The sequence below is a fragment of the Streptomyces sp. NPDC004788 genome (assembly GCF_053601115.1).
Genome location: NZ_JBSGBF010000196.1, coordinates 1 through 3,571 on the forward strand (window position 1 = coordinate 1; position 3,571 = coordinate 3,571).

4 protein-coding genes are annotated in these 3,571 nt (G+C 72.4%); 3 read left to right on the forward strand and 1 reads right to left on the reverse strand.

Annotated features, from left to right (window positions below; genetic code table 11):
• The first annotated feature begins 67 nt into the window (after positions 1-67).
• On the forward strand, positions 68-703 hold the full coding sequence (locus tag ACWEJX_RS37560; protein WP_451611892.1) for a hypothetical protein: 636 nt from the start codon (positions 68-70) through the stop codon (positions 701-703).
• Between the two features lie 28 nt (positions 704-731).
• On the opposite strand, the gene ACWEJX_RS37565 is transcribed toward ACWEJX_RS37560, so the two are convergent.
• The gene (locus ACWEJX_RS37565) at positions 732-1,532 is read right to left on the reverse strand and encodes a TIGR01458 family HAD-type hydrolase (protein ID WP_451611893.1); all 801 of its coding nucleotides are present in this window, start codon (positions 1,530-1,532) and stop codon (positions 732-734) included.
• A 211-nt stretch (positions 1,533-1,743) separates the two neighbouring features.
• On the opposite strand from ACWEJX_RS37565, the gene ACWEJX_RS37570 reads away from it, so the two are divergent.
• Positions 1,744-2,832 carry an S-(hydroxymethyl)mycothiol dehydrogenase gene (locus ACWEJX_RS37570; protein ID WP_451611894.1) on the forward strand — a complete coding sequence of 363 codons (1,089 nt, stop codon included), beginning with the start codon at positions 1,744-1,746 and terminating at the stop codon, positions 2,830-2,832.
• Positions 2,832-3,461 (forward strand): MBL fold metallo-hydrolase, encoded by a 630-nt coding sequence (locus tag ACWEJX_RS37575; protein WP_451611895.1) that lies wholly within the window; start codon positions 2,832-2,834, stop codon positions 3,459-3,461. Before ACWEJX_RS37570 ends, ACWEJX_RS37575 begins: the two co-directional genes overlap by 1 nt.
• Positions 3,462-3,571 lie beyond the last annotated feature (110 nt).

Sequence of the window (3,571 nt, forward strand, 5' to 3'; positions counted from 1 at the left end):
GTGGACGGCCACCGCGGCCGTCCACCGGCGCCACCGCACCGCACCCACGTACAGGAGCACCGCAACGATGTGTACACACCGCGCCCTCCGCGCCGGCACGGGCCTCGGCCTCCTGCTCATGCTCTTCGCCCAGGTCCTGGCCCTGCCGACCACTGCCCAGGCCCACGGCGACACCGTCAAGGTGGTGGTGACCGGCCAGCGAGACGGTCACGTCACGACCGAGATCACCTGGGAGGACGACGGGGACGCCGTCGACGAGACCGTCGCCGCCACGGTGAACGCGTCCAGCCCCGACGGATCTCGTTCCCTGGGCCCGTGGCCGCTGGTCCGCGACCCCGGTACCCGTACGGGATGGAGCACCGCCGAGGTCCTCACCCCCGGCACGTGGAAGGTCACCGTCGACGTGGGCTTCCCCTCCCTCGGCCATGGGGAAGGGAAGATCTCGGTCCCCGTGGTCGACCCGTCACCGCCCGGTCCCCGCACGACTCCCATCACGTCCGCTCCGGTCCCCACGACGGCCGCCGCTCCGGTCCCGTCCGCGTCGGCGCCCGAGCCGTCCTCTCCCTCCGCGCGCCCGGCGGGCGACCGGGGAGACCGTACGGTCGGGTGGTCCGTGGCCGGTCTGGCCGGATTCGCCCTCGTCGGCGCCGCAGTCGGTGTGCTCGTACGGCGGGCCCGCGGCCGCGGGCGGAGATCTTCTTGAGGTCCTCGCCCTCGTCTGCCGGGACCTGTCAGTCCCGAGGTGTTCCGTCGTCCCCGGCGCCGAGCAGGGCCGGAAGGCCGGCGAAGGAGTCGAGGACGTGATCGGGCGTCCCGGAGGCGGCACGGTGCGTCTCGGGCAGGTACTTGCCCGTCTTCACCAGGACGCCGGTGATGCCCGACCGTTGGGCCGCTAGCACGTCGGACTCGATGTCGTCGCCGACCATCAGTGCCTCCGACGCGTCGACGCCGAGGTGGGCGAGGGCGCTTTCGAAGAACGCGGGGGCCGGCTTGCCCGTCACCTCCGCCTCGGTGCGGGCGGCCTTCTCCAGCACTTCGAGGAAGGCCCCGGTGTCCAGGTCGAGGCCGCCCTCGGTGCGCCAGTACAGATTGCGGTGCATCGACACCAGCCGGGCCCCGCCCTGCAGTTGCCGGAAGATCCGGTTGAGGGCCTCGTAGCCGAACTCGGGCCCCGCGCCCCCGAGCACGACGACGTCGGTGTCGCCCTCCTCGACGAGCGTGATCCCCTCCAGATCGTCCCGTACGTCTCCGCTGTTGAGCAGGAGGCAGCGTGCGCCGGGGAAGTGCTCGCGCAGATACGCCGCCGTGGCCGCCGGGGCGGTCAGGATGTCTCCGGCGTCGACGGGGAAGCCGAGGCCGGCCAGACGCGAGGCGATGGCGGCCCGGGTGCGGGACGTGTTGTTGGTGACCAGCGCGATGCGGAGCCCCGCTCCGCGTAGCCGCTCCATGGCCAAGACCGCTCCCGGCAGGGCCTTCCAGGAGACGGTGAGGACGCCGTCGATGTCGACCAGGACCGCTCGGATTCGCTCCATGGAGCCGACGGTAACCCCTGACGCGCCCGGTACGCCGTGACCACGGCACGCGGGTCGCGACAACCACCCCTGCCGCTTCTCCGGCTGCGGTGCGGTGTGTGTCGACTCCTTGACCTCCCGTTGGCGCTCCAGGATGCTTTGTTGCGGCACGTGAGATGCGTGTCGTAATGAGCAACGTCTGCTCAGCTCTCGTACCAGCCGAGGAGTGGTCATGACGCACCAGGTCCGTGCTGTCGTCGCGCGGGGCAAGGGCGCCCCCGTCAGCCTGGAGACGATCATCGTGCCGGATCCCGGTCCGGGCGAGGCGCTGGTGAAGATCGAAGCATGCGGGGTCTGCCACACCGACCTGCACTATCGCGAGGGCGGCATCAACGACGACTTCCCCTTCCTGCTGGGGCACGAGGCCGCGGGCGTCGTGGAGTCGGTGGGGGAGGGTGTCACCGATGTCGCGCCCGGCGACTTCGTCATCCTCAACTGGCGGGCGGTGTGCGGTCAGTGTCGCGCCTGTCTGCGGGGACGGCCCTGGTACTGCTTCGACACCCACAACGCCAAGCAGAAGATGACCCTGGCCTCGACCGGGCAGGAGCTGTCCCCGGCGCTGGGCATCGGCGCGTTCGCGGAGAAGACGCTGGTGGCGGCCGGGCAGTGCACGAAGGTCGACCGGGCAGCGTCGGCCGCCGCCGTGGGCCTGCTCGGGTGCGGGGTGATGGCCGGCATCGGCGCCGCGATCAACACCGGGAACGTCGGGCGCGGCGACTCGGTCGCCGTCATCGGCTGCGGTGGTGTGGGGGCCGCGGCGGTCGCCGGGGCGAGGCTGGCGGGTGCCGCGAAGGTCATCGCGGTCGACATCGACGACCGCAAGCTGGCGACCGCCGGCCGACTGGGCGCCACCCACACCGTCAACTCCCGTACCGCCGACGCGGTCGAGGCGATCCGCGAGCTGACCGGCGGCTTCGGCGCCGACGTCGTCATCGAGGCCGTGGGCCGCCCGGAGACGTACGAGCAGGCGTTCTACGCCCGCGACCTCGCCGGCACGGTCGTCCTGGTCGGTGTGCCCACACCGGAGATGAAGCTGGAGCTGCCGCTGATCGACGTCTTCGGCCGCGGCGGCGCGCTGAAGTCCTCCTGGTACGGCGACTGTCTGCCGTCCCGCGACTTCCCGATGCTCGTCGACCTCCATCTCCAGGGCCGCCTCGACCTGGACGCCTTCGTCACGGAGACCATCGCGCTGGACGAGGTCGAGAAGGCCTTCGAGCGGATGCACCACGGCGACGTGCTGCGTTCGGTGGTGGTCTTCTGATGGCGGCCCGTGTCGAACGCCTCGTGACCTCGGGGACGTTCGCGCTGGACGGCGGCATCTGGGACGTCGACAACAACGTGTGGATCGTGGGCGACGACACCGAGGCGATCGTCATCGACGCGGCGCACGACGCCGAGGCGATCGTCCGGGCCCTCGGCGGACGCACCCTGCGCGCGATCGTCTGCACCCACGCGCACAACGACCACATCGACGCCGCCCCCGAACTCGCCGACCGGACCGGCGCGCCGATCCTGCTCCACGCGGACGACCTGCCGCTGTGGAAGCGGACCCACCCCGAGCGGTCGCCGGACGGCGAACTGGCCGAGGGCCAGGTGCTGTCGGTGGCGGGCACCGAGCTCACCGTGCTGCACACACCGGGACACGCACCGGGAGCGGTCTGCCTGTACGCGCCGGGCCTTGGCACGGTCTTCTCCGGGGACACGCTGTTCGCCGGGGGGCCCGGCGCGACCGGCCGGTCGTTCTCCCACTTCCCGACGATCGTCGACTCCATCCGGGACCGGCTGCTGAGCCTGCCGGCGGCGACGGTGGTGCGTACGGGGCACGGCGACCCGACGACGATCGGCGCCGAGGCGCCCCACCTGGACGAGTGGATCGCGCGCGGCCACTGAGGAGTGTCCGGCGGATCAGGGTCGGACAGGCCCTGGAGGCCCACGGGCGGAGCGGTGGGGGGGGCCGGGGGGCCCCGCCCCGGCCGCCCCCCGGGGGCCCGCCGGCCGCG

What these genes read in the sequence shown, in the direction of transcription:
- ACWEJX_RS37560 (WP_451611892.1), top strand. Translation starts at nt 68, where the DNA reads ATGTGTACACACCGCGCCCTCCGCGCCGGCACGGGCCTCGGCCTCCTG.
- ACWEJX_RS37565 (WP_451611893.1), bottom strand. Translation starts at nt 1,532, where the DNA reads ATGGAGCGAATCCGAGCGGTCCTGGTCGACATCGACGGCGTCCTCACC.
- ACWEJX_RS37570 (WP_451611894.1), top strand. Translation starts at nt 1,744, where the DNA reads ATGACGCACCAGGTCCGTGCTGTCGTCGCGCGGGGCAAGGGCGCCCCC.
- ACWEJX_RS37575 (WP_451611895.1), top strand. Translation starts at nt 2,832, where the DNA reads ATGGCGGCCCGTGTCGAACGCCTCGTGACCTCGGGGACGTTCGCGCTG.